Source organism: Macrococcus equipercicus, assembly GCF_004359525.2.
In the GTDB taxonomy this organism is placed as follows: Bacteria; Bacillota; Bacilli; order Staphylococcales; family Staphylococcaceae; genus Macrococcus; species Macrococcus equipercicus.
Genome location: NZ_SCWC02000004.1, coordinates 138946 through 162760 on the forward strand (window position 1 = coordinate 138946; position 23815 = coordinate 162760).

General features: G+C 42.7%; 24 protein-coding genes and 1 pseudogene. 11 read left to right on the plus strand and 14 right to left on the minus strand.

Annotated features, from left to right (window positions below):
* Positions 1-2: 2 nt before the first annotated feature.
* Positions 3-563 (plus strand): sugar O-acetyltransferase, encoded by a 561-nt coding sequence (locus ERX35_RS07290; protein ID WP_149459265.1) that lies wholly within the window; start codon positions 3-5, stop codon positions 561-563.
* Between the two features lie 63 nt (positions 564-626).
* Here the strand turns inward: ERX35_RS07290 and ERX35_RS07295 are convergent, their stop codons facing one another.
* Positions 627-1505 (minus strand): Cof-type HAD-IIB family hydrolase, encoded by an 879-nt coding sequence (locus ERX35_RS07295; RefSeq protein WP_149459266.1) that lies wholly within the window; start codon positions 1503-1505, stop codon positions 627-629.
* Between the two features lie 38 nt (positions 1506-1543).
* Positions 1544-2032, minus strand: coding sequence for a tRNA adenosine(34) deaminase TadA (gene tadA, locus ERX35_RS07300; RefSeq protein WP_149459267.1), 489 nt, complete (start codon positions 2030-2032; stop codon positions 1544-1546).
* A gap of 66 nt (positions 2033-2098) precedes the next feature.
* Between tadA and ERX35_RS07305 the strand changes: the two genes are divergently transcribed.
* Together ERX35_RS07305 and ERX35_RS07310 are read left to right on the plus strand one after the other, a co-directional pair.
* On the plus strand, positions 2099-2692 hold the full coding sequence (locus ERX35_RS07305; protein WP_149459268.1) for a deoxynucleoside kinase: 594 nt from the start codon (positions 2099-2101) through the stop codon (positions 2690-2692).
* Positions 2685-3341: a deoxynucleoside kinase gene (locus ERX35_RS07310; RefSeq protein ID WP_149459269.1), complete on the plus strand. Its 657-nt coding sequence runs from the start codon at positions 2685-2687 to the stop codon at positions 3339-3341. Before ERX35_RS07305 ends, ERX35_RS07310 begins: the two co-directional genes overlap by 8 nt.
* Positions 3342-3807: 466 nt before the next feature.
* Here the strand turns inward: ERX35_RS07310 and ERX35_RS07315 are convergent, their stop codons facing one another.
* From ERX35_RS07315 to ERX35_RS07330, 4 genes and pseudogenes are all read right to left on the minus strand, one after another.
* Positions 3808-4506 carry an HAD family hydrolase gene (locus ERX35_RS07315; protein WP_149459270.1) on the minus strand — a complete coding sequence of 233 codons (699 nt, stop codon included), beginning with the start codon at positions 4504-4506 and terminating at the stop codon, positions 3808-3810.
* A 97-nt stretch (positions 4507-4603) separates the two neighbouring features.
* Positions 4604-5643: pseudogene (locus tag ERX35_RS07320) on the minus strand (PTS sugar transporter subunit IIC).
* Positions 5644-5655: 12 nt separating this feature from the next.
* A complete protein-coding gene (locus ERX35_RS07325) occupies positions 5656-6723 on the minus strand; it encodes a branched-chain amino acid aminotransferase (RefSeq protein WP_149459271.1) in 1068 nt (355 codons plus the stop codon).
* Positions 6724-6861: 138 nt separating this feature from the next.
* Complete coding sequence (locus ERX35_RS07330) at positions 6862-7821, minus strand: IS30 family transposase (protein WP_149459272.1); 960 nt, start codon at positions 7819-7821, stop codon at positions 6862-6864.
* Positions 7822-7951: 130 nt separating this feature from the next.
* Here ERX35_RS07330 and ERX35_RS07335 point away from each other — a divergent pair, with 130 nt between their 5' ends.
* Together ERX35_RS07335 and ERX35_RS07340 are read left to right on the plus strand one after the other, a co-directional pair.
* Positions 7952-8341 (plus strand): NUDIX hydrolase, encoded by a 390-nt coding sequence (locus ERX35_RS07335; RefSeq protein ID WP_149459273.1) that lies wholly within the window; start codon positions 7952-7954, stop codon positions 8339-8341.
* A gap of 2 nt (positions 8342-8343) precedes the next feature.
* Positions 8344-8904, plus strand: coding sequence for an LOG family protein (locus ERX35_RS07340; protein WP_149459274.1), 561 nt, complete (start codon positions 8344-8346; stop codon positions 8902-8904).
* 150 nt (positions 8905-9054) lie between these two features.
* Here ERX35_RS07340 and ERX35_RS07345 read toward each other — a convergent pair whose 3' ends face one another.
* Complete coding sequence (locus ERX35_RS07345) at positions 9055-10230, minus strand: MFS transporter (protein ID WP_149459275.1); 1176 nt, start codon at positions 10228-10230, stop codon at positions 9055-9057.
* A 605-nt stretch (positions 10231-10835) separates the two neighbouring features.
* On the opposite strand from ERX35_RS07345, the gene ERX35_RS07350 reads away from it, so the two are divergent.
* From ERX35_RS07350 to ERX35_RS07360, 3 genes are all read left to right on the plus strand, one after another.
* A complete protein-coding gene (locus ERX35_RS07350; RefSeq protein WP_149459276.1) occupies positions 10836-11660 on the plus strand; it encodes a PhzF family phenazine biosynthesis protein in 825 nt (274 codons plus the stop codon).
* Between the two features lie 57 nt (positions 11661-11717).
* On the plus strand, positions 11718-12188 hold the full coding sequence (locus ERX35_RS07355) for a DinB family protein (RefSeq protein ID WP_149459277.1): 471 nt from the start codon (positions 11718-11720) through the stop codon (positions 12186-12188).
* A gap of 166 nt (positions 12189-12354) precedes the next feature.
* Positions 12355-12873, plus strand: a complete 519-nt coding sequence (locus ERX35_RS07360; protein WP_149459278.1) for a YfiT family bacillithiol transferase — start codon at positions 12355-12357, stop codon at positions 12871-12873.
* Positions 12874-12996: 123 nt separating this feature from the next.
* On the opposite strand, the gene ERX35_RS07365 is transcribed toward ERX35_RS07360, so the two are convergent.
* Both ERX35_RS07365 and ERX35_RS07370 read right to left on the minus strand, forming a co-directional pair.
* The gene (locus ERX35_RS07365; protein ID WP_149459279.1) at positions 12997-13941 is read right to left on the minus strand and encodes an L-threonine 3-dehydrogenase; all 945 of its coding nucleotides are present in this window, start codon (positions 13939-13941) and stop codon (positions 12997-12999) included.
* Between the two features lie 129 nt (positions 13942-14070).
* On the minus strand, positions 14071-15261 hold the full coding sequence (locus ERX35_RS07370) for a glycine C-acetyltransferase (RefSeq protein ID WP_149459280.1): 1191 nt from the start codon (positions 15259-15261) through the stop codon (positions 14071-14073).
* Positions 15262-15370: 109 nt separating this feature from the next.
* On the opposite strand from ERX35_RS07370, the gene ERX35_RS07375 reads away from it, so the two are divergent.
* From ERX35_RS07375 to ERX35_RS07385, 3 genes are read left to right on the plus strand one after another with little or no spacing between them, the layout of a single operon-like run.
* On the plus strand, positions 15371-16543 hold the full coding sequence (locus tag ERX35_RS07375) for an amidohydrolase (protein ID WP_149459281.1): 1173 nt from the start codon (positions 15371-15373) through the stop codon (positions 16541-16543).
* Positions 16533-17705 (plus strand): amidohydrolase, encoded by a 1173-nt coding sequence (locus tag ERX35_RS07380; RefSeq protein ID WP_170234576.1) that lies wholly within the window; start codon positions 16533-16535, stop codon positions 17703-17705. The genes ERX35_RS07375 and ERX35_RS07380 overlap by 11 nt, the downstream gene beginning before the upstream one ends.
* Complete coding sequence (locus ERX35_RS07385; RefSeq protein WP_149459283.1) at positions 17705-18880, plus strand: M20 metallopeptidase family protein; 1176 nt, start codon at positions 17705-17707, stop codon at positions 18878-18880. Before ERX35_RS07380 ends, ERX35_RS07385 begins: the two co-directional genes overlap by 1 nt.
* A 69-nt stretch (positions 18881-18949) precedes the next feature.
* Here ERX35_RS07385 and tuf read toward each other — a convergent pair whose 3' ends face one another.
* From tuf to ERX35_RS07410, 5 genes are all read right to left on the minus strand, one after another.
* Entirely contained in the window at positions 18950-20137 is a 1188-nt protein-coding gene (gene tuf, locus ERX35_RS07390; RefSeq protein WP_149459284.1) for an elongation factor Tu, read from the minus strand.
* 127 nt (positions 20138-20264) lie between these two features.
* Positions 20265-22346, minus strand: a complete 2082-nt coding sequence (gene fusA / locus ERX35_RS07395; RefSeq protein ID WP_149459285.1) for an elongation factor G — start codon at positions 22344-22346, stop codon at positions 20265-20267.
* 93 nt (positions 22347-22439) lie between these two features.
* Complete coding sequence (gene rpsG, locus ERX35_RS07400) at positions 22440-22910, minus strand: 30S ribosomal protein S7 (RefSeq protein ID WP_133443661.1); 471 nt, start codon at positions 22908-22910, stop codon at positions 22440-22442.
* Positions 22911-22989: 79 nt separating this feature from the next.
* Entirely contained in the window at positions 22990-23409 is a 420-nt protein-coding gene (gene rpsL / locus ERX35_RS07405) for a 30S ribosomal protein S12 (protein ID WP_149459286.1), read from the minus strand.
* Between the two features lie 87 nt (positions 23410-23496).
* Complete coding sequence (locus ERX35_RS07410; RefSeq protein WP_149459287.1) at positions 23497-23751, minus strand: ribosomal L7Ae/L30e/S12e/Gadd45 family protein; 255 nt, start codon at positions 23749-23751, stop codon at positions 23497-23499.
* Between the last annotated feature and the right edge of the window lie 64 nt (positions 23752-23815).

Here is a 23815-nt window from a genome sequence, read left to right on the forward strand (position 1 = left end):
CACTGATGACTGAAAAAGAGAAGATGCTGGCAGGCGAACTGTATAATCCGCATGACCCTGAGCTGGTGAACGACCGCATTCAGGCGAAACTTGCGACGAGAAGCTACAACGCCGTGCCTGAGAATCTTGAAAGAGAACGTGCACAGCGCATCAAAGCGATTCTCGGTGCGACCGGTGAGACTATCTGGATTGAAAGTAATTTTAAAGTCGACTACGGTTATAACATTCATGTCGGTGAGAACTTCTACGCCAACTACGACTTGACGATACTGGACGTTGCCCGCGTCGATATCGGCGACAACTGCATGATAGCTCCAGGCGTTCACATCTACACCGCGACCCACCCTGTGAAAGCAGCAGAACGGAACAGCGGCGTCGAATATGCGAAGCCCGTCAAGATCGGTCACAACTGCTGGATCGGCGGCCGCGCGGTCATCAATCCCGGTGTCACAATCGGCGACAACTGTGTTATTGCAAGCGGCGCTGTCGTCACAAACGATGTCGCTGACAATGTCGTCGTTGCCGGAGTGCCGGCGCGCGTCATCCAGGTGATAGCACAATAAGAAAGCCATGCTCAAGTGAGCATGGCTTTCTTTGTCTGTCGTGCGTGTGAAGTTGTACGCAAGTTAAACGTCCAGTCCGTTCACTTCTCGTAAGTATTTGAAGATAGCTTTGCCGACGCCGCTCTCTTCATTCGACTCAGTGATGTATTTTGCTGCGGCTTTTGTTTCCGGTGCGCCGTTTGCCATGGCGACAGAGTAGCCGGCGCGTTCGAGCATTGAAATATCGTTTAAGTTGTCACCGAGCGCCATCGTCTCGTCCATTGAAATATGCAGCTGGTCAGCGATGGCCTGAAGCGCGATTCCTTTTTGCGCATCATTGTGCGTGATTTCAATATTGCCGCGGGAAGACGCGGAGATCGCAAGACTTTCGTACTGCGCAAGTTCAGCTTTTGCCCTGTCGATTTTGTCGAGGTCTGCGGCATAAGCGAGAAATTTCAGCACTAGTTCCCCGTCACGCTCATAAATCGCATCGTAGCGGTCGACCTGTTTCAGCGTCCCTTGATCAATCCGCTTCTGAATGCCTGCTTTAATTTTGTCGACATCAGGCACATTGCCTGCTTTATCAGCGATATCGATATAGATCTGCAAGTCTTTATCAACGTCTTCTGTGTAAATCCCGAAGTTCGTATATACTTGGTAGAAAATATCATAGCGGTCTAAAATCGCTGTAATATTACTAATCTGACTGCGGCTTAAACTCGATGTATGCATAATATTGAATGCCTCATCGCGCACTTCTGCCCCGTTCAGACAAATATAAGGGACGACCAGTCCTGTCGGTTTGACAGGTGTGTTCGCTTCATAAAAAGCACGGCCGGTCGCAATAGCGACAGTTACTCCGTTATGTTGTGCGGCTTTAATCGCTGCTATATTTTCCTCCGAGATTTCATGGGCTGCGTTCAGCAGTGTGCCGTCCATATCAGTGGCAATCAATTTAATCATTTATTCATCTCCTATATCTTCATGTCATACGTTTACCCTTAAATCAGTTCGTTACCCCGCTTCTTCTCAAGTAATTTCTTTTGTCTGAGTTCTCTGAAGAACGTCGTTAACAGCATACTGCACTCATCGTGACAGATGCCGCTGATGACGGTCGCCCGGTGATTGAAGCGCGGTTCGTTCAAGAGATTCATCAGACTGCCGCTGCAGCCGCCCTTCGGATCATGCGCGCCGTATATAACGACAGGAATGCGGCTCATGACAATCGCGCCGGAGCACATGACGCACGGCTCAAGCGTCGCATAGAGCACGCATTCTTCAAGCCGCCACGAGCCGAGGTGCGCACTTGCTTCATTGATCGCCATCATCTCTGCATGATACGTCGGATTCTGGCCCGTCTCGCGCAGATTATGACCGCGCCCGATGACTTCTCCGTGATGGACAACGACCGCTCCGATAGGCACTTCAGCGATAGCACCTGCTTTATGTGCTTCTTCGATTGCGAGTTTCATAAAAGTTTCATGATTCATTTGTCATCCGCCTTCATTATTTTGTGATACAATAACATATACATTTTATCATTACGGGAGAGAAACATGACACTATATATTGCAATTGAAGGGCCAATCGGTGTCGGCAAAAGTTCTCTCACAAGAAAACTTGCTGACACTTTGCATATGGATACACTGTATGAAATCGTAGAAGAGAATCCATTCCTGAGTGATTTTTATGACGATATCAATAAATGGAGCTTTCAGACTGAGATGTTCTTCCTCTGCAACCGCTATAAGCAGATCAGCGACTTAGGAGATACGGCTATCGTCAGTGACTATCATATTATGAAGAATAAGATTTTTGCGCGCAATACATTGAACAGCAAAGAATACGGCATGTTCGAGAAAATCTATGACGTCATGACGTCTGAACTGCGCCAGCCGGACATTACGCTATTTTTGACAGCGGACCTGCCTGTCTTAAAAGAACGTATCGCTAAACGCAACCGGGAGTTCGAGTCGGCGATTACAGATGACTACCTGCGCACGTTAACCGCGGACTACAACCGCATATGCGACCAGACACCGAACAGCCTGTGCATCGATACAACCCACCTCGATTTTGTCCATAATGAAGCGGACTATCAATATATTCTCAGCCAAATAAACACAGTGATTGGAGAACAACATGTATAAAATACCAAGCGATGCAGTCATCACGATTGCCGGAACAGTCGGTGTCGGCAAATCGTCACTGACAAAAGCTTTAGCAGAAAAACTAAACTTCAGAACATCATTTGAAAAAGTCGATAACAATCCTTACCTCGAGAAGTTCTATCATGATTTTGACCGCTGGAGTTTCCATCTGCAGATCTATTTCCTTGCTGAACGTTTCAAGGAGCAGAAACGAATGTTCGAATATGGCGGCGGATTCATTCAGGACCGCTCTATTTATGAAGATGTCGACATCTTCGCTAAAATGCACGAAGAAGGCGGCACGATGACCGCAGAAGATTTCGAGACATACCGTCAGCTTTACGAAGCGATGGTCATGACGCCGTACTTCCCGAAGCCGGACTGCCTTATTTACCTGGAATGTGATTATGACGCTGTTCTCCGCCGCATCACTGAACGCGGCCGTCAAATGGAGATCGAGACAGACGAACTATACTGGCGTGCATTATTTGCCCGTTATGAACAATGGATCGACAGCTTCAATGCCTGCCCGGTCATCCGCATTCACATTGATGAATATGACGTCTTTGACAATATCGATACATTAGATCCGGTCATTGAGAAAATCGGCCGTGTAATCGAAGAACATAGAAAATCTCAGCAGCGATAATAAAAGAAGTGGTCTTCAGGCGTTATTTGAAGGCCACTTCTCGTCGATTTTATAGAATTTTGGCCTTCAGCAGCCGTTTGAAGGCCACTTCTTGTCGATTTTCGTGGATTTTATAGAATTTTGGCCTTCAGGACCCGTTTGAAGGCCACTTCTCGCTGATTTTCGTAGATTTTATAGAATTTTGGCCTTCAGGAGCTGTTTGAAGGCCACTTCTCGCTGATTTCCATGGATTTTATAGAATTTTGGCCTTCAGGACCCGTTTGAAGGCCACTTCTCGCTAATTTCCATGGATTTTATAGAATTTTGGCCTTCAGGACCCGTTTGAAGGCCACTTCTCGTCGATTTTCGTGGATTTTATAGAATTTTGGCCTTCAGGAGCTGTTTGAAGGCCACTTCTCGTCGATTTTCGTCGATTTTATAGAATTTTGGCCTTCAGGACCTGTTTGAAGGCCACTTCTTCTATAGACTACTGATTCAGCACGCCGCTATTGATTAAATCAGCAACACTGTCGAGGATGACGTCGGCACTGCGTAAGTCCTGTTTATCGCCGGAGCCGCTCAGCACGCCGACTGTTTGAGCGATGCCTCCGTTTTTGCCGAGCATGACGTCCATCTCGGTGTCACCGACCATCATCGTTTCTGTGCGTGCCACTCCTATTTTCTCCAGTATTTCATCCATTAAGCCGCGGTCTGGTTTCTGATGAACCGAGTTATCGCTTGTGACAATTAAATCAAAATACTGACGAATGTCATATTTATCAACGAACAAATTCATGGACTCTGTATCGTCAGCTGAAACAATCGCGAGTTTGTAACCGCGCTCTTTCAACTGCTGCAGCACTTCAGGCACGCCTTTAATGATTTTGATGTCGTCGACTTCATTATCATTAGACAGATGCTCCATCTCACTAAGTGTCCAGTCAGCCAGCTGGTCACCATGCGGCAGCACTCTCAGACGGTCGGCGATACTTTTTGCTGCATTCGATTTCATCACCATGTCCAGCTTGTCATCAACCATGCCGAACGCATCTTTAATCTCTGACTTCGGCACATGAATATGTGTGCGTACTGAGAATTCGTTAATCAAATCATCTGCCAGCTTGACGATAGTGCTGCCGAGTTCCATCAATGTGCCGTCCTTATCAAAGACAATTAACTGTACCATACACTCACCTCTTCTTATCAATACTACTATTGTACTGAGCAAGTACTGAATAACAAAATAATAACACAAAAATCCTGCAGCAAAAGCTGCAGGATGATTAACTGACTTGTAATGCAAGGTCCCCTGTTTTGACGAGGTTGGCTCTTCTTAACAACAAATAGTGCACAGCAACGGCGACTAACAGCGGGATGACAACGCCTGCGATCATATAACTCAACAGCACGCCGCTGCCCTGCTCCGTCAAAATCTGTATCGGCGCGATCAGGCCGCTCAGTCCGAGTCCCGCGATAGCAGACGGTACACCGAGCTTGAAGACAAGGACTGCTACCGGCCCTGCCACAGCAGCACCGACCAGTGGGGCAATCAAGATATTCGGATTGCGGACGATGTTCGGGAACTGGACTTTCGGCGTGCAGATCAGCTGCGCCAGAAATCCTCCTAAATCGTTCTCGCGCAGACTGATGGCTGTAAAGCCGACAAATTGAGCGGTAATACCGACGAGCGCTGCTGCACTCGCATGCGGGTCAAGCTGCAGCGCGACTGCAAGAGCAGCACTGGAAGCGGGCGTCATCACTAATACAGCGAAGACGACGACGATAACAACAGACGCAAGTAATGGATGACCATCGACAGATGATGTAATGGCTTTTGAGATGACTACGAGTGCCGGTGCAATGACTGTTGATAAATAATAGCCTGCAATGCCGCCTGACAATACGGCAGCGAGCGGTACAGCCATTAAATCCAGGAATGTTCTTCCCGTCACTTTCTTACCGGCATAAGTGGCGATAATCGCTGCGATGATTGCACCGACCGGTCTCCGGTCTTCAGCGTGAAAGCCTCACCCGCAGGTGCCACGGCACTTGCGCCGACCGCTGCCGCAATCATTGCAGAGACGACCGTCAGGCTGTTCGCCCCGAGACTGTGAGCAATCGCTGCGCCGAGCGCGGGTGCCATAAGCAGTGTCGCAACAGTACCAATGGTCAGCAACAGGTCAAGACCTGTCAGCCCGCCGATGGATTTCAGCAGCAGGCCGATTCCGAGCGAGACAAGAATAGCCGCCGAAATGCCTGCTGCTCCTTTTTCCATTCTATTAAATAAATACTCACGAGTTGTCATCTTTTCTTCCATACACATTGCTCCTTTATCTTATAATTTGACGCACCAGCCGAACGGATCTTTTTCAGTGCCGTTTTGAATCCCGGTGTAATGATTGTATAAATCCAGTGTCACCAGCCCTGCTTGACCATTGTTCACAACAAGCTCCTGGTCTTTGTATTTCACGGACCCGACCGGCGCAATGACAGCTGCTGTCCCTGAACCGAAGATCTCCTGCAGTGTGCCTGCCTGTGATGCTTCGAACACGTCATCAATTGAAATGCGTCGCTCCTCGACCGGATACCCTAAGTGCTGCGCTAATTCAAGAATAGACTTACGGGTGATGCCCGGCAGGATGCTGCCGTTCAATTCCGGCGTGACTACTGTGCCGTCAATCACGAAGAAGATATTCATGCTGCCGACTTCTTCTACATAGCGCTGTTCAACACCGTCCAGCCACAGCACCTGGTCATAGCCGAGTTCTGTTGCACGCGTCTGCGCCATTAAACTCGCTGCGTAGTTCCCGGCAACTTTGGCAAAGCCGACGCCGCCGCGCACTGCACGCACGTATTCATCTTCCACATAAATCTTAGTCGCGAGCAAGTGATCGCTGCCGTAGTAAGCGCCGACTGGTGATAAAATAATCAGCAGCTTATAATGTGTCGCTGCACGGACACCAAGGTAAGCTTCTGTCGCAATAACAAACGGCCGGATATAAAGCGACTGTCCTTCGCCTGTTGGAATCCAGTCCTTTTCAAGCGTGACAAGCTGCTTCAGCGTGTCCACCATAAAGTCGATATCCACTTCGGGCATATTGAGCCGTGCATTCGACTGGTTCATCCGCCTGAAGTTCTCTTCCGGTCTGAACAGTCTCACTTCGTCTCCTGTACGATATGCTTTCATGCCTTCAAATACTGCCTGACCATAATGCAGCACTTGCGCTGCTGGCGACAGCTCGATGTTCTGATAAGGTAGAATGACTGCATTATGCCACCCTTGTTCAGGATTGTAGTCCATCGAAAGCATATAGTCGGTGAATACGGTCCCAAATCCAAGTGTCGCCATGTCCGGCTTCTCCTTTAGATGTTCTCTTCTCACGACTTCTAGTTGTTTAATCATCATCACACACCCTCTACTGGTTTAATGTATGTTAGTATAGCACACTATAAAAACAATACGATAAGTTTTTTGAAAATTTAAAATAATTTTATATTGTGAACGATTACATTTATGTTCATTTTTTTATGCTTTCGTTTGTCAAAATAAGCTAGACAACTTCTCATCTTCGATGAAACTCATAAATGCTTCCAATGGTGTCCTGTAACCAAGAGATTTTCTTGGCCGATTATTGAGGGAATGTGCAACTTGAATAATATAATCGTCTGTAACTGTGTTGAAATCCATATCTTTGTCCAGACCGTTTCTTCTAAGCATACCATTTGAATGTCCATTAAGACCACGCTGCGAAGGTGTGCCTGGATCAGCAAAAAAGATAGATATATCGTGTTGGTTACTGATTGACTTCCAGCTGGAAAACTCTTTACCGCAGTCGAATGTAATGGATTTAAAGAGACGATAAGGTAAAGCCGAGAACATACTGTTTAATGCTTTTTCAATGTCGGATGCCTTGCGACCTTCCGGTCGTAGGGTGATGATCATCTTAGAAACGCGTTCAACAAGGGTGATGACTGCGCTGCCATGACGACGACCAACAATCGTATCGCCTTCAAGATGACCGAACTCTTTATCAAAGTCGGGAAATTCAACTGTTCTTTCTGAAATGTGACGTTTGAAAGTCTGACGACCTCTTTTCTCATGATGACCGTTAGGTTTTCTTTTCCCTTTCATCGGAAGTGATTGAACAGGAAGAATATCTTCCCTGAACATTCTGTACAGAGTTTTGACAGAACAGCTGATAGGTTCTTCATTTCTGCCTATGATGGTGTCAGGTGTCCAGCCGTCGGCTATCCTTTTTTGAATATAACTGATCTGATGCTTAGGAAGGACGATTCTACGTCTTCCGCAAAGAGATTTTCTTTTCTTATAGTTCTGATAGAATTCCAGTGCAGATATACCTGATTTGAGTGCATTAATTACATTATAGACGGTCTGTCTTGAACGCTTAATTCTCCGGCAGATCTCACTGACCGAAATTTTCTGGTGGTAATATGATTCTATGAACGCAAGTTCATCCGTGGTAAGATGTGTATAGGCCATTTGTGCTAACTCCTTATGTTTTCTTTGGACGGAAATACATATTGAGTTTAGCACAGAAGGCTTTATTAGTTGTCTAGCTTAATTTTACAATCGGCGAATAAATAAGAAATTATTTTTAGGGGCGATTGGATTGATTAAGTATATATGTTCAAATTTAGTAGATATTAAAGGTGATAAAATACTGCTTGTAAAGGTAAGAGATAATGAAAAATATTATCTTCCAGGTGGTAAGATAGAGGCAGGAGAAGATGATAAAGAATCTTTAGTGCGTGAGATACAGGAAGAACTATCGGTAGAATTAGATCCTGTAAGGTTAACATATTACGATACTATTATTGGCCCTGCCTATCCAGACATAGAAAATCAAGTAGAATTAAGATGCTATATGTATGATGGTATTAAAGAGTATCAAAAATCAAATGAAATAACGGCTGTAGAATATATTGAAATGAATAAAAGTGAATTAATTGCACCGGCCGTTAATATATTAATCGAAAAATTACGTGAAAAAGGAGAATAATTTTGAATATTATAGTTTACTGTGGAGCAAGCAAAGGCAATGAAGCTCAATTTAATGATAATGCTGTTGAACTAGGAAAATGGATTGTAGATAATAATCATTCTCTTATTTATGGGGGTGGAAATGTTGGCTTAATGGGTACTATCGCTAACACGGTCTTAGAAAATGGTGGAGAAGTGATTGGTGTAATGCCTAAGTTCTTAGCTGCTAGAGAGATTTCACATCCGGGATTAAGTGAATTAATCATCGTGGAAAATATGTCAGAAAGAAAAAATAAAATACTATCAATAGGTGATGTATGTGTGGCATTGCCGGGTGGACCTGAAACACTAGAAGAAATTTCTGAAGTTATATCATGGTCTAGGATTGGACAAAATGATCGCCCGTGTATTCTTTATAATAAAAGTGGATATTATGATTTACTAGCATCGTTCTTTGATGAGATGGTAAATAAGGGCTTCCTAACAGAGAGTGATAGAAATAATATCGCATTTCCTGATTCAATTGAGAATCTAGAAAAAGTTATTAGAGAATATAAGCCTGTAGAGATTAGAAGATATTGAAGATATCAAAAAAGCTGATCATCCTTTTGATGAATGATGCAAACATAATCAAACGATACCACATCATAAAAAGAGGAAAATTTTAACTTTAATGAAATAGAAACACGCTTCAATTTGAGTAATTTTCAAAATGAAGCGTGTTTTTAAACTTTAAAATATTTTTCTAAATCGATAAGTGAGCAGACATATTGATAAATAACTTAATGACGCAATAATAAATACTACCGTCAAGTTGGAGTGGTCTCCAATTGATGACATAGCAAATGTTGATATACAGAATCCCAAACTATATATCGTCTGATTTAGTGTGTAAGTATCAATCAGCAGTTCGTGGTTTAATTGTTTTTGTATTTCAGTATGGAGTGTAATTGATAATATTTGTTCAATAACACCATAAAGCCATGATAGAAGTACGGCAAAGAAGAGGAAACGATTAATACCAAATAACAATGTAATGATTGATAGCACCAGATATCCAATAAAGTATATGTGTAAAATTTTATAGGATGTAGTTTTACGAATTATTTTTGTTCCAAAAAGCAGACCTATAAAGAACGTAGCATTGATAATTCCAAACCAGAATGATGGTGCATTTAAATAATCTTTTACAAAAGCAATCATTATTGCTGCAATCCAAACTGAATGGCCGAATGATGCTAAGAATGTATTCCAGTTTAAATATTTACTGTAGCTAGAATTACCATTGCTTTGTATGACTTCTTTGAAACTCTTTGAGCCTGCTATTTCTTTTTCTACAGTATTAATACTAAAATTTATTTTCATAATAAAAATGACTGAAATAATAGAAAATATTATACACGTAATGATTAATCCTTCGCTATGAAGAAGAGTTAATAGTATACTTCCTAGTGCCCAAGCTGATATTTGAACTATATTATTCATACTACTGATTTTTGTGTTTGCTCCAAGAATATTTTCTTTTTTCTCGAAATAGGGGATCAACGTATTGCTTAATGGATTTGTAAATCCATCTAAAAAAGCAATGAGAAAAGCTAAACCTAATATATAAACCATTTGAATTTCAAAACGCATTGTCAAAAGAAGAGTGATTAATAAACAACATTTCGTCGTTTGATTAAAAACTAAAATATATTGCTTTTGAAATCTTGAGTATACGTAAGGTGCAATAAATCCACTTAAAAAATAAGCTGATGTAATGAAGATTGGTATTAGTGCACTGGTTTGAACTGAATTTGTCATTGCGTATAAATAGGCAATGAGCGCAATGATGTATAAATTATCACTTGTATTAGCGAAGAGCTGGCTAAAGTATAAATATTTAAAGTTATTTGTATATCTTTTCATGATTCCCTCCTAATATAGAGGATCATAGACGTACAAATACAATTCTTTATTTAGTTTTATTGGACTTGTAAGTCTATGTCCGTTGTTATTGATTAGAAAGAAATCTCTACATATCAGATCACCTTTAAACTTATTTTTGTTTCTTATTAATGTATCATTATCAGAAAATTTGTACAATATGTTTTTGAAATTTTACTTGCATTAATTAGTATTTTACTTTTCTCTTGTAACGTAAGTTGTCTATTTTTACATTCATTTCTACCTAGTTGATAATTGTTATATCAGTTGTGGGATGACTAATCCAAGTTAATCATTATCTAGGTTATTGACTCTTAGATATTCTGTTTTTATATAGTGCTTTGAAATCGCCTTGTCTTTGATATGCAATATATTTAAGTTAATAAAATAGTCCTATCAAGTTTTTATCAAAGTCATTTCTGACGTAAATGAATAATATTTAGAATATCTCAATTTAATTATAAACTGAGTTGGGGTAATTTTTATTATTAATAAAGAAAAGTAACTTAAATATCTATATAATTAAAGTAATAACATTTTGAGGATGTAACATATAATAAGATAAAAATTATCTGAGGAGTTTTAATATGAAAATTTATAATACAACTGTGTTTGCATATAATAATAAAGGTGGTAATCCTTGCCCTGTAGTGTTGGAGGCAGATAAATTAACCTACGATGATATGATAGGTATAGCTCAAAAAATGAAATTAGAAGTGGGATTTGTTCTAAATAGTAATAATTCTTCATATGAGTATGAATTTAAATATTTTGTTCCAAATAAAGAAATGGAAATGTGCGTTCATGCAACGATAGCATGTGTAACTGTTCTTAAAGAACAGAAGTTTCTTGATAAAAATAAGTTTTCAGTAGGGACATTGGCAGGAGTTATAGAGATTGAGATTGTAGGGGACGATTCGGATTTCAAAGTCAAAGTAAAACAAGGTAAGCCTGAAATTAGTAACCAGTATATTGATAAACTTGAAATTGCCAATGCTTTGAATATATCTGTAAATCAACTTTCAGATAGTCTTGTGAAGAACGTTTCTACTTCTAGATTTAAAACAATTATCGAATTGAAAGATTTAGAAAAATTAAATGAACTAAAGCCTAATTACGATTATTTATGGGAAGTCTGTGACAAAATTGGATCTACTGGATTATATCCTTTTGTAAAAGATGAAAACAATATATATCATGCTAGACAATTCCCTAATAACACAGGATACTTTGAAGATTCAGCTACTGGTGTAGCTGCTTCAGCACTAGGGATTTATGTTAGAGATGTAATAAATCAATCTTTTGATGAATTAAAGGTATATCAAGGGTTTGCTATGGGTAGTCCGAGTGAAATAGTAGTAATTAATAATGAGAAATCAAATTTTGTTGTAGGAAGAGCAGTTATTGAATAATAATTTACTTATGAATTATAAAATATAACAATAAATTAAATTAAAAGGGGATGTATTATGAATAGTATAGATGTCTTGATTTTAAACATGTCAGAAGTGAGAAGACGTAGTGAGATTGTTTGGAAAAGTATTGATAAAAAGTATTATGAATTTAAGCCTGATAAAGATGCTTTAACAATATATGAAATGATTAAACATGTATTACAATCAGAATACATGTACCATGAAATGTTTATTAAAGGTGGCAGCATTGATGAAATTCCAACACCTTACGATAATATTGATAATAGCATTGAAGAACTAATAATAGTTTCAAAAAAATATAGAGATGAGTACAAAGAATTCATTAAAAAAATAAGTGAAGAAAATCTTACTAATATTAAAATTGATAGAACTCAAGATGCAGGTTATATAAGAACAATTGGAGATATGATAGAAAGAGTAACTTTCCATGAAGCAGTTCATCTAGGACAATTATTAGATTATATGAGAACTGCAGGACTTGAAAGACCGAGAATTTGGGATTAAAAATCATGAATACATATATCTTGTCAGATCATTTTAACAATATTGATGGAACGATATTAAATTATTAAACTTCATCAAATAGTCTTTAAAAGTAAAAATATTAATTTAATACAATCAGTTGCTAATAACGATTGTTAATTTCATAAAATATTATTGAGGTGATTCCATGAAAAATCAATTTCCAATAGGAAAATATGAAATACCAAAGGATATTAAAAAAGAACAAGTTAAACTATGGATTAATCAAATTAAGACTTTATCTCAAAGAATTGCGCAAGTTACTGTTAATTTAAATGAAAATCAATTAACTCAACAATATCGTGAAGGCTCATGGGATGTAAGAACATTGATACATCATATTGCTGATAGTCATTTACATGGATATATTAGAACGAAATTAATTCTAACGGAAAATTGTCCAAGTGTATCTACATTTGAGGAAAATGAATGGTTTAAACTAAGTGACAATAAAAATGATATTAATGATTCAATAATGATGATTACTGGAATTCATAATAGATGGGTAAAGGTTTTAGAATCATTAAATGATGAACAGTTTGAGCGTTCAATGCATCACCCTGAAAACGGGTTAGTTCCTTTAAAACAAATGATAAGTCTTTATGCATGGCATGGAGAGCATCATTTACAACATATTAAAATAGCTTTAGAAAAATTAGAGAAATAGATAAATATTTATAAAAAAGGATGTTTTAATAATGTATATTAGAGAATTTAAAATTGATTTACCGCGGTTTTCAGCGCCTGCCAACTAAAAAAGCCGGGACTCATGTCCCAGCTTCTATTGCTGTTATTTCGCTTTAATAGCGTCAAGCATCGTCTTAGTCATTGTGTCTAAATCGAACTGCGGATTGAAGCCCCATTGTTCTTTCGCTTCTGTTGCATCAATAGAGTTCGGCCAGCTGTCAGCAATCGCCTGACGGACCGGATCGACATCGTAGCCGAGCTCGAACTCGGGGATGAACTTGCGGATGCTTGCTGCGACCGCTTCAGGATCGATACTCATCGCTGTCACGTTGAACGCATTACGCGTGATTAACTTGTCAGCATCTGCTTCCATCAGCTCGATGATGCAGTTGATAGCATCGTCCATGTACATCATATCCATGAACGTCCCTTTATCGATATAGCTGTCGTAACGGCCGTCGCGCACTGCTTTGAAGTAGATTTCAACGGCATAGTCAGTCGTCCCGCCGCCTGGTTCTTTCACGTGTGAGATCAGACCCGGGAAGCGCACTGAACGTGTATCAACGCCGAAGCTGTGATAGTAGTAGTCACAGAGCAGCTCACCTGCCACTTTATTGACGCCGTACATCGTTGTCGGACGCTGGATTGTCAGCTGCGGTGTATTGTCTTTTGGTGTTGTTGGACCAAAGGCACCGATAGAGCTCGGCGTAAAGAACTGCATGTCGTGTTTGCGTGCTGTCTCAAGCGCATTCAATAAACCGCCCATGTTCAAGTTCCAGGCAAACACCGGGTTCTTCTCAGCAGTCGCACTGAGCAGCGCCGCCATGTGCATTATTGTGTCCGGCTTGAAGTCTGCAGCGATGCGCTCCATTGTCTCGGCGTCCATCACGTCAAGCTCTTCAAACGGCCCTGCAAGTATAATGCTATCTTCTTCCGGGCGACGTAAATCTGTCGCCAGTACGTTGTCTGTACCATAAATTTCACGTAGTTTAACAGTCAGTTCTGTACCGATCTGACCTAAAGCACCGGTAATCATAATTCTTTTCATCAGTCATACTCCTTATAACGACAGCTGTCCATAGACAGTGTACATAATCATTATTTTCACTATTATTTTACCGCTTTCATTATCATTTGTACACCATAAGAAAACACCGCATCAATGATGCGGTGGCTGTTATTTAATGATATTCAGTTCACGGCCAACTTTGGCGTAAGCTGCCAGTGCCTCGTCCAGCATGTCTGTCGTATGTGCTGCTGTCGGCATGTTTCTGACACGTCCTGTGCCTTTCGGTACGGTCGGGAAGACGATAGATTTCGCATAGACGCCTTCTTCCATCAGACGTTTTGAGAACTGCTGCGTCGTTTTCTCGTCGCCGATAATACATGGTGTAATCGGTGTTTCAGAATGACCGATATCGAAGCCGAGCTCTTTTAAGCCTTGTTTCAAGTAGTCGCCGTTCTCCCATAACTTATCGTGAAGTTCTGTCGATTCCGTCAAAATGCTCAGTGCTTCAGTGATCGCTTTCGTATCACCAGGAGCAAGAGATGTTGAGAATAAGAATGGACGTGATGCCACTTTCAGCCAGTCGATCAAGTCTTTCGTACCTGCGACGTAACCACCGACAACACCGATTGCTTTAGACAGCGTACCAATCTGGAAGTCAATCTTATCCTGCAGACCGAAATGTTTCACCGTGCCTGCCCCTTTCCCCATTACACCGCTTCCATGCGCATCATCCACATAAGTGATGAGGTCGAACTCCTGGGCGATTTCAACGATTTCAGGAAGCTTTGCGACGTCGCCGTCCATTGAGAAGACGCCGTCAGTAATGTACATCACTTTATTATAAAGACCGGATTCAACCGCTGCTTTTGCTTTCGCGCGCAGGTCAGCCATATCTGAATGGTTGACGCGGATGATCTTCGCTTTAGACAGACGACAGCCGTCGATGATAGAAGCATGGTTCAGTTCATCAGACAAAATCGCGTCATTTTTGTTCATGACTGCACTGATCGCAGCCATATTACAATTGAAACCTGATTGATAAGCAATCGCCGCTTCTGTTCCTTTGAACTTCGCCAGCGCTTCCTCCAGTTCAATGTGAAGGTCGAGTGTACCGTTGATTGTACGGACAGCCCCTGCACCGACACCGTGAGAGTCAATCGCCTGCTTCGCAACAGTTTTCAGGCGCTCGTTCGTCGCAAGTCCTAAATAGTTGTTGGAAGATAAATTGATCAGCTCTTTGCCGTCGATCGTAATCTTCGCCCCGTTTGCCCCCTGCACGACGTTGATCTCATTATATAGGCCGTTTTCCTTCAGCTCAGTTAAGTTAGTTGTCAGAAATTCATTTAACACGTTAGACATAATCAGTCTCCTTCTCCCTTTTCCTCTATCATAACATAAAGTTCATACTATTTAATTATACTGAAATGTCTGATAAAATCGACTAATATAGACATAATGGAGGGATAATATGAACAAAGCAGAAGTCGTAGCAGCAGAACAGCATCCACTGATCGCACAAAGAAGATATTTACATATGCACCCCGAATTATCTTTCCATGAGACAGAAACATATCAGTACATACGACGTCATTTAACGTCACTACCTAACCTGGAGCTTCGCGAACAAGTCGGCGGTCACGGCATCGTCGCTAAAATTACCGGCGGCACAGGACCGACCATCGCATTTCGCGCAGATTTCGACGCACTGCCGATTCAGGATGAGAAAGAGGTGCCTTATCAGTCGACTGTTAAGAACGTCATGCATGCATGCGGTCATGATGGTCACACATCAACACTGCTGAGCCTGGCAACCATTCTGTCAGCGCATCAATCAGAACTGTCCGGCAGTGTCGTGCTGCTCTTTCAATTTGCCGAGGAACTGGCGCCGGGCGGTGCACGCCCGATGGTCGATGACGGCGCCCTTGATGGTGCAGATGCGGTCTACGGCAACCATTTCTGGAGTCAGTTTGAGACTAACACTATCCACTCAGCAGCCGGTCCGTTAATGGCAAGTCCTGATATGTTTAATATCACGATCTACGGCCGCGGCGGACACGGTGCGAAGCCGCATACGACGATAGATGCAGTTGTCGTTATGGCAGAGTTCATCATGAACATCCAGACGATTGTCGCACGTAACGTCAATCCGATTGACAATGCTGTATTAACTATCGGCAAAGTGACAGCCGGTAACACGTTCAATGTCATCAGCGACCGCGCTTCCTGCTCAGGAACAGTCCGCACGTTTGATGCGGATGTGCAGCAGACAATCCGCACGGCACTGGAAAACGAATTAAAAGGGCTCGCCGTCTCAAAAGGCATCACTTACGAGTTGAACTATGTCACAGGCTATCCGCCAGTCGTCAATCACGAAGCGGGCTACGAGGTCATTAAGCGGGCAGCTGCACGTGCCGGCCTCGACTTCGATGATGCACCGCCGATGATGATCGGCGAGGACTTCTCCTACTACCTTCTTGAGAAGCCCGGCGCATTCTTTCTGACAGGCTCAGGCAATGAAGAGAAGAAGACGACGGCACCGCATCATCACCCGCTGTTTGACCTTGATGAAGATGCAATGAGCGGGGCACTCACCATGTTCCTCGCTATTTTAGAAGAAGAAGGTGTCATCCATGCTCAATGAATATGCAGATAATTTGTACGAAGAACTGATCGATCTCAGACGCCATTTCCATATGTATCCGGAACTGAGCTTTCATGAGGAGAAAACACCTCAGTATATCGCTGACTATTTGACGGCCCTCGGCATAGAAGTAGAGACCGGAGTCGGTGGACGCGGTGTTGTCGGCCGGATAATCAATGATCCAGAACTGCCGACGCTTGCCATCCGTGCAGACTTCGATGCCCTGCCTATCCAGGACGAAAAAGAAGTTCCTTATCAATCGACGGTTCCCGGCGTGATGCATGCGTGCGGACATGATGCGCATACAGCCGTGTTATTGATCACAGCGAAGATTTTAAGCGAGCACCGCGACCAGCTGAAAGGTAACGTCGTCTTCATCCATCAGCATGCTGAAGAAGTGGACCCGGGCGGTGCGCTGCAGATGGTCGCAGATAACTGTCTCCGCGGTGTTGATGCGATTATCGGCCAGCACGTTTCAAGCAGCATCCCGGTCGGCACAGTGGGCTACCGTTACGGCACGGTGACCGGGATCCCGGATGACTTCTGGATTACGCTGCAAGGAAAAGGCGGACATGCAGCCCATCCTGATACGACGGTAGACCCAGTGGCAGCAGGCATACGGCTCTGTAATGACCTGCAGTACATCGTCTCCAGAAAGACGAACCCGACGACACCCGCTGTACTGTCCATCACAACGTTCCAGGCGGGCGAACAGACGAACGTCATCCCGGATACAGCGAAGATCTCAGGCACTATCCGGACGTTTGACCCGGCAACACAGCAGCATATGTACGATGAGCTGAAGAAATGTCTCGAAGGGCTTGTGACGACAACAGGTATCACTTATGACCTGAAATATTTGAAAGGCTATCCGCCGGTCGTCAACACAAAAGAAGAAACGGACCTGATCGTCAATGCAGCACGCAAAATCGACAGCGTTGAATCAGTCGTAGAGATTGAACCTGCACTTGGCGGCGAAGACTTCTCGTACTACTTACAACGCGTACCCGGCGCTTTCTTTTACACCGGCACAAGAAATGAGAACTTCAAGGCAGATTTCCCGCACCACCACCCGAAATTCGATATCGACGAAAAAGGAATGCTGAATGCAGTGAAAATATTCCTGCAGGCAGCAGAAGATTTCTTTGAAGGAGGCAAATGATGAGCTGGTTAACTGAAGTCGCACAACATCAAGACGAACTGATTAAGATCCGCCGTTTTCTCCATCAGCATCCTGAACTGTCATTTCAGGAAGAAAACACGAAGAATTATATCGCTGATTATTTAGCAGCACTTAATATTCCGGTGACACGTGACGTCGGCGGCAATGGGCTGCTCGGTTATATTAAAGGCGGAAGACCCGGACCGACTGTTGCGTTCCGCGCTGACTTTGATGCGCTGCCGATAGATGATGAGAAAGATGTGCCGTACAGATCAACAATGCCCGGTGTCATGCACGCGTGCGGTCATGACGGCCATACAGCTATGCTGCTGATCACTGCCCGCATTTTAAAGCAGCACGAGGCAGAACTTGCAGGCAACATCGTCCTCATTCATCAGCATGCAGAAGAAGTGCTGCCGGGCGGTGCTCAGTCCATGATTAAAGCAGGCGCGCTTGACGGTGTCGACTATGTCTTCGGCACGCATACAGCGAGCTACATCCCGACCGGCACAGTCGGCTTCTGTCCAGGTCCTGCCTACGCAAATGCCGATGCTTTCAAACTACATATACAAGGCAAAGGCGGACACGGTGCGGCGCCCCATGAAACAAACGATGCAATCATCGCAGCGAGCAGCTTGATCACTCAGTTCCAGACGATCATCTCCCGGTCGGTGAACCCGATGGATACAGCTGTTGTCACCATCGGCGAGTTCAAGGCCGGTACTGCCTTCAACGTCATTGCGGATTCCGCCTACTTGTCAGGGACCGTGCGGACTTATACGCGGGAAGTGAAAACACTCATTAAACAGCGCATGGCTGAACTGATTCATGCTGTTGAAATCGGCTCTAACGTCTCTATCACACTCGACTATACAGATGGTTATCCGGCACTCTTCAACCCGGAGAAAGAAACCGCATGGGTGAAAGCATTGACAGAAAGTATTACAGAAGTCGATGAAGTCATCCAGCAGGCACCGTCGCTCGGCGGTGAAGACTTCAGCTATTTCCTTGCAGAGCGCCCCGGCACTTACTTTTATACCGGCGTTATGAATGAAGCGATCGGTGCGCACTACTCACATCACCATCCCAAATTCGATCTGGATGAAAACGGCCTGCTGAACGGTGTCCGTGTGTTCCTGAAAATCGCAGAGAACATGGACCAGCTGACTAAATAATAAGTCACTTAAAATAACAAAAAAATCCGAAGAGCGTCCTCTTCGGATTTTTTGATTCACAACTGTGAATTATTTTTCGATTACAGATACAACACCTGATCCAACTGTACGTCCACCTTCACGGATAGAGAAACGAGTACCGTCTTCGATCGCGATTGGTGAGATTAATTCAACGTCCATTTCGATGTTATCGCCAGGCATTACCATTTCAGTACCTTCTGGTAAGTTAACTACGCCAGTTACGTCAGTTGTACGGAAGTAGAACTGTGGACGGTAGTTTGAGAAGAATGGCGTATGACGTCCACCCTCTTCTTTTGATAATACATAAACTTCAGCTTTGAATTTAGTATGTGGAGTGATTGTTCCTGGTTTAGCTAATACTTGACCACGTTGAACATCGTCACGTGATACACCACGAAGTAAAGCACCGATGTTGTCGCCAGCTTCAGCGTAATCTAATAATTTACGGAACATTTCAACACCAGTTACAGTTGTTTTAGATGGTTCTTCAGTTAAACCGATGATTTCAATTTCTTCACCGACTTTAACTTGTCCACGTTCAACACGTCCTGTAGCTACTGTACCACGACCAGTGATTGAGAATACGTCCTCAACTGGCATCATGAATGGTTTGTCAGAGTCACGTTCTGGAGTTGGGATGTACTCATCAACTGCGTTCATCAGTTCCATGATTTTTTCTTCGTATGCTTCGTCGCCTTCTAATGCGCGTAATGCTGAACCTGAGATTACAGGTACATCGTCGCCTGGGAAGTCATATTCAGATAATAAGTCACGAACTTCCATTTCTACTAATTCTAATAATTCTTCATCGTCAACCATGTCAACTTTGTTTAAGAATACTACTAATGCAGGTACACCAACGTTACGTGATAACAGGATGTGCTCACGAGTTTGTGGCATTGGGCCATCAGCAGCAGAAACTACTAAGATACCGCCGTCCATTTGCGCAGCACCAGTGATCATGTTTTTAACATAGTCAGCGTGTCCTGGGCAGTCTACGTGTGCGTAGTGGCGTTTTTCAGTTTCGTACTCGATGTGTGAAGTATTGATCGTGATACCACGTTCTTTTTCTTCAGGAGCGTTATCGATTTGATCGTATGAACGCGCTTCCCCACCTAATTTTTTTGCTAATACAGTTGCGATAGCAGCTGTTAAAGTTGTTTTACCATGGTCAACGTGACCAATTGTGCCGATATTGGCATGAGTTTTCGAGCGGTCGAATTTTTCTTTAGCCATTTTGAAATCTCTCCTTAGAATATAAGTATATTATATCTCATGAGGGATTCTCACCCTCATGAGGTAACGCTATAACTCTGTTATAAAGCATTTCATTGGAAAAATCAATCAGAGTTGATTAAAGGGATTATTGACCTTTATTTTTCTTGATGATTTCTTCAGAAATTGATTTTGGAACTTCTTCGTAGTGATCGAATACCATTGAGTAAGTACCGCGACCTTGTGTGTTAGAACGTAAGTTTGTAGCGTAACCAAACATTTCTGCAAGTGGCACGAACGCACGAACGACTTGAGCGTTACCACGCGCTTCCATACCTTCTACACGGCCACGACGGCTTGTTACGTCGCCCATAATATCGCCCATGTACTCTTCAGGCATAACGATTTCTACTTTCATGACTGGTTCAAGGATGATTGGGTCACATTTTTTAGCTGCTTCTTTAAGCGCTAAAGATGCTGCCACTTTGAAGGCCATCTCAGATGAATCGACATCATGGTAAGAACCGTCTACTAAACGTGCTTTAACATCGATTAATGGGTAGCCGGCTAATACACCGTTTTCCATTGAATCTTTAAGACCAGCTTCGACGGAAGGAATGTATTCACGAGGAACTACACCACCGACGATAGCATTTTCGAATTCGAAACCTGCTCCCACTTCGTTCGGTTCGAACTCAATGTGAACGTCACCGTACTGACCACGACCACCTGATTGACGAGAGAATTTACCTTGAACGCGTGCAGCTGTTTTGAACGTTTCACGGTAAGATACCATTGGCGCCCCAACTGTACATTCAACTTTAAATTCACGTTTCATACGGTCAACTAAAATGTCTAAGTGAAGCTCACCCATACCACCGATGATAACTTGTCCTGTTTCAGGATCAGTATGCGCGTGGAATGTTGGGTCTTCCTCCTGCAATTTAACAAGAGCGTTAGTCATTTTGTCCTGGTCAGCTTTAGACTTAGGTTCTACTGACAAGTGGATAACTGGCTCTGGGAATTCCATAGATTCAAGGATAACTTGAACTTTTTCATCACACAGTGTGTCACCTGTTGTCGTATCTTTAAGTCCTACTGCTGCTGCGATATCTCCAGCATATACTGTCGAGATCTCTTCACGTGAGTTAGCGTGCATCTGCAGGATACGTCCGACACGTTCACGTTTACCTTTCGTTGCATTCTGTACATAAGAACCAGAGTTCAATGTACCAGAGTATACACGGAAGAATGTTAACTTACCAACGAATGGGTCAGTCATAACTTTGAACGCGAGTGCTGCGAATGGCGCAGAGTCATCAGGTTTAGCTACGATTGCTTCGTCTTCATCATCAGCCGTATGACCAACGATTGGTTTAACATCGAGTGGTGATGGTAAGTAGTCAATTGCTGCATCAAGCATTAATTGAACACCTTTGTTTTTGAAGGCAGTACCTGCTAAAACCGGGAAGAATTCAACGTCACAAGTCGCCTGACGGATAGCAGCTTTCAGTTCTTCAGCACTGATCTCTTCTCCACCAAGGTATTTTTCCATTAATTCTTCGTTAAAGTCTGCAACTGCTTCGATTAACGCTTCACGTTTCGCCTGTGCATCTTCTAAAAATTCTTCAGGCACGTCAGTTACTTCGATGTCAGTTCCTAAGTCATTTGTATAAGTGTGAAGTTTCATTTCAACTAAATCAACGATTGCGTTGAATTCGTCTTCAGCACCGATAGGCATTTGAATAGGATGAGCATTCGCTTGTAATCTGTCGTGTAAAGTTCCTACAGAATAGTCAAAGTCCGCACCAGTTTTATCCATCTTGTTGATGAATACGATACGCGGTACACCGTATGTTGTCGCCTGACGCCATACAGTTTCTGTTTGTGGTTCTACACCTGATTGTGCATCAAGTACAGTAACAGCACCATCAAGTACACGCAGTGAACGTTCAACTTCAACTGTGAAGTCTACGTGTCCTGGTGTATCGATGATGTTGATACGGTGACCATGCCACTGTGCTGTTGTCGCAGCAGAAGTGATCGTGATACCACGTTCTTGTTCTTGCTCCATCCAGTCCATCTGTGAAGCACCTTCGTGCGTTTCACCGATCTTGTGGATACGGCCAGTATAATAAAGAATACGTTCAGTAGTCGTCGTTTTACCAGCATCGATGTGGGCCATGATACCGATATTACGAGTGTTCTTCAAAGAGAATTCTCTTGTCATGGGTATTCTTTCTCCTTCCAGGAAATGGTTTATATTTAGAAAGATACCATAGGTACAGCAATAAATTGCAGATGCCTATGGTCAACTTTCATCTTACCAGCGGTAGTGAGCAAATGCTTTATTTGCTTCCGCCATTTTGTGTGTATCTTCACGCTTTTTAACAGCACCACCAGTGTTGTTAGCAGCATCAAGGATTTCATTAGCTAAACGCTCTTCCATAGTTTTTTCACCACGAAGACGTGAGTAGTTAACTAACCAGCGTAATCCTAAAGTTGTACGACGCTCAGCGCGTACTTCTACAGGTACTTGGTAGTTAGAACCACCGACACGACGAGCTTTAACTTCTAATACAGGCATGATGTTGTTGATAGCTTCTTCGAAGACTTCCATCGCATCACGGCCTGAACGCTCTTGAACTAAGTCGAAAGCTGAATAAAGAATTTTTTGAGCAGTACCACGTTTACCATCAATCATAATTTTGTTGATTAATTTAGTAACCAATTTTGAATTATGAATTGGATCCGGTAATACGTCTCTTTTTGCAACAGGTCCTTTACGAGGCATGAGTATATCCTCCTTCCACAGTATATTTGTTTGCTGTTTTAGTGTCTAGCGGGACAGTAATATTTACAGAAATGAAATATTATTTTTTAGCTTTAGGGCGTTTTGCACCGTATAATGAACGGCTTTGCATACGACCGTCAACACCTGAAGTATCTAACGCACCACGAACGATATGGTAACGTACCCCTGGTAAATCTTTTACACGTCCACCACGAATAAGTACAACACTGTGTTCTTGTAAGTTGTGGCCGATACCAGGAATGTAAGCATTAACTTCGATATTATTTGATAAACGTACACGTGCATATTTACGTAACGCTGAGTTAGGTTTTTTAGGAGTCATAGTACCTACACGAGTACAAACACCACGTTTTTGTGGAGATGCAACATCTGTAGCTTTTTTCTTATGACTGTTGTAACCTTTGTTCAATGCAGGTGCAGTTGATTTTTTAATTTTAGAAGTACGAGGCTTCTTAACTAATTGGTTAATAGTAGGCATTTTAATTGTCCTCCTCTCTGGTCTTTAATTCCACACATCCAGGTGGTTCATTTTTTGGATAAATAAAAATTTTGTAAGTTTAGCGGCTTACAAACCACTTTTCAAATGAGCTGCGACAGTCGCTCTCACTTGAATTCCAAATTCACCGCCGAGCGATCTACTGGAATCACTATACGTTATTGGAAGTTGCTGCTCATGTGCCATTAACAGCACATCGGTTAATAAGTGGACTTGAACATCTTCAGCAATCACAAGTGACGCTGCACGGTGTTCCTTTAATGCCTTAAGCGTTTCCTTAAGACCCACTACATATTGATTAGAATGAACTTTTTCATTAGACATCATATCCTCCAAAGCGCTTCTGCATCAACCTTAATAATTCTAACACCTATCATACTCACTGTCA

Bases quoted from the DNA above. Each gene is read 5' to 3' on its own strand.
- ERX35_RS07295 (WP_149459266.1), bottom strand. From the start codon at position 1,505: ATGATTAAATTGATTGCCACTGATATGGACGGCACACTGCTGAACGCA.
- tadA (WP_149459267.1), bottom strand. From the start codon at position 2,032: ATGAATCATGAAACTTTTATGAAACTCGCAATCGAAGAAGCACATAAA.
- ERX35_RS07305 (WP_149459268.1), top strand. From the start codon at position 2,099: ATGACACTATATATTGCAATTGAAGGGCCAATCGGTGTCGGCAAAAGT.
- ERX35_RS07310 (WP_149459269.1), top strand. From the start codon at position 2,685: ATGTATAAAATACCAAGCGATGCAGTCATCACGATTGCCGGAACAGTC.
- ERX35_RS07315 (WP_149459270.1), bottom strand. From the start codon at position 4,506: ATGGTACAGTTAATTGTCTTTGATAAGGACGGCACATTGATGGAACTC.
- ERX35_RS07325 (WP_149459271.1), bottom strand. From the start codon at position 6,723: ATGATTAAACAACTAGAAGTCGTGAGAAGAGAACATCTAAAGGAGAAG.
- ERX35_RS07330 (WP_149459272.1), bottom strand. From the start codon at position 7,821: ATGGCCTATACACATCTTACCACGGATGAACTTGCGTTCATAGAATCA.
- ERX35_RS07345 (WP_149459275.1), bottom strand. From the start codon at position 10,230: ATGAAAAGATATACAAATAACTTTAAATATTTATACTTTAGCCAGCTC.
- ERX35_RS07350 (WP_149459276.1), top strand. From the start codon at position 10,836: ATGAAAATTTATAATACAACTGTGTTTGCATATAATAATAAAGGTGGT.
- ERX35_RS07355 (WP_149459277.1), top strand. From the start codon at position 11,718: ATGAATAGTATAGATGTCTTGATTTTAAACATGTCAGAAGTGAGAAGA.
- ERX35_RS07360 (WP_149459278.1), top strand. From the start codon at position 12,355: ATGAAAAATCAATTTCCAATAGGAAAATATGAAATACCAAAGGATATT.
- ERX35_RS07365 (WP_149459279.1), bottom strand. From the start codon at position 13,941: ATGAAAAGAATTATGATTACCGGTGCTTTAGGTCAGATCGGTACAGAA.
- ERX35_RS07370 (WP_149459280.1), bottom strand. From the start codon at position 15,261: ATGTCTAACGTGTTAAATGAATTTCTGACAACTAACTTAACTGAGCTG.
- ERX35_RS07375 (WP_149459281.1), top strand. From the start codon at position 15,371: ATGAACAAAGCAGAAGTCGTAGCAGCAGAACAGCATCCACTGATCGCA.
- ERX35_RS07380 (WP_170234576.1), top strand. From the start codon at position 16,533: ATGCTCAATGAATATGCAGATAATTTGTACGAAGAACTGATCGATCTC.
- ERX35_RS07385 (WP_149459283.1), top strand. From the start codon at position 17,705: ATGAGCTGGTTAACTGAAGTCGCACAACATCAAGACGAACTGATTAAG.
- tuf (WP_149459284.1), bottom strand. From the start codon at position 20,137: ATGGCTAAAGAAAAATTCGACCGCTCGAAAACTCATGCCAATATCGGC.
- fusA (WP_149459285.1), bottom strand. From the start codon at position 22,346: ATGACAAGAGAATTCTCTTTGAAGAACACTCGTAATATCGGTATCATG.
- rpsG (WP_133443661.1), bottom strand. From the start codon at position 22,910: ATGCCTCGTAAAGGACCTGTTGCAAAAAGAGACGTATTACCGGATCCA.
- rpsL (WP_149459286.1), bottom strand. From the start codon at position 23,409: ATGCCTACTATTAACCAATTAGTTAAGAAGCCTCGTACTTCTAAAATT.
- ERX35_RS07410 (WP_149459287.1), bottom strand. From the start codon at position 23,751: ATGTCTAATGAAAAAGTTCATTCTAATCAATATGTAGTGGGTCTTAAG.